We start from the raw sequence: 1,005 nt of genomic DNA on the forward strand, positions 1-1,005 counted from the left end.
GTGTAGACGCGGGTGCCGGCCACGGTGGCGAGTCCGCGCACGACGGGCTGCTGGAGCTTCACGAAGAACATGAAGGGGAAGATCTGCCCGCCGTGGGTGTGGCCGGACAGCTGGAGGTCCACGCGCAGGCCGCCCAGGGACAGCGCGGTGCGCGGCTGGTGGGCCAGCAGCAGGCGGGGCACGTCGGGTGGGGCGCCGGCGAGCGCCAGGTCGGGGCGGCTGGCGAGCGGCGGGTCGATCTGCTCCGCGTTGAAGTCGCTGACGCCGGCCACGACGAGCCGCGCGCCGCCGCGCTCCACGACGCGGTGCTCGTTCTGGAGGACGGTGAGGCCCAGCCGGGCGACCTCGGCCATCCAGGCGCGGGCGCCGTGGTAGAACTCGTGGTTTCCGGTGACGTAGTAGACGCCCAGCGGGGCCTTGAGGCCCGAGAGCGGCGCCACCTGGTCGCGCAGTTGCTCCACGGAGCCGTCCACCAGGTCGCCCGTCACGGCGATGAGGTCCGGCTTGAGCGCGTTCACCTGATCCACCACGCGCTGCAGCCACACGCCGTCCAGCGTGGGGCCCACGTGGACGTCGGAGAGCTGCACCACGCGGAGGCCGTCCAGCCCCGGGCCCAGGTCCTTCAGCGCCACGGTGGTGCGCTCCACCCGGGCGCGGCCGCGCGCGGTGACGAAGGCGAACGCCACCGCGGGCAGCACCGTCCCCAGCACCGCCGCCGCGCGGCCCTGCGCGAGCGCGTGCGCGTCCGTCACGACCCCGGACAGCGACAGCACCCCGGCGATGGCGTCCGAGGCCAGCACCGCGGTCAGGAAGATGCCGAAGGCGCCCAGCCACACGTAGGCGCCCCACTGGATGGCGCGGGAGAAGAAGCCGCCAGGCTCCCGGCGTGCCGCGCGGAACCCCGACAGCAGGACGACGAAGCAGAGGCCCAGCAGGCCCCAGCCCACCCAGGCCCAGGGCGCGGGCCAGCCGGGGGAGGTGAAGAGGCGCAGGCCGATGTAGACG

1 protein-coding gene is annotated in these 1,005 nt (G+C 74.5%); it reads right to left on the reverse strand.

Features of this window, described 5'->3' with window-relative positions; translation table 11 throughout:
• Positions 1–998 (reverse strand): metallophosphoesterase (locus D7V93_RS43440; RefSeq protein WP_244237862.1); only part of this gene is annotated, 998 nt, incomplete at its 3' end.
• Between the last annotated feature and the right edge of the window lie 7 nt (positions 999–1,005).

The organism is Corallococcus llansteffanensis (assembly GCF_003612055.1).
GTDB lineage: Bacteria > Myxococcota > Myxococcia > Myxococcales > Myxococcaceae > Corallococcus > Corallococcus llansteffanensis.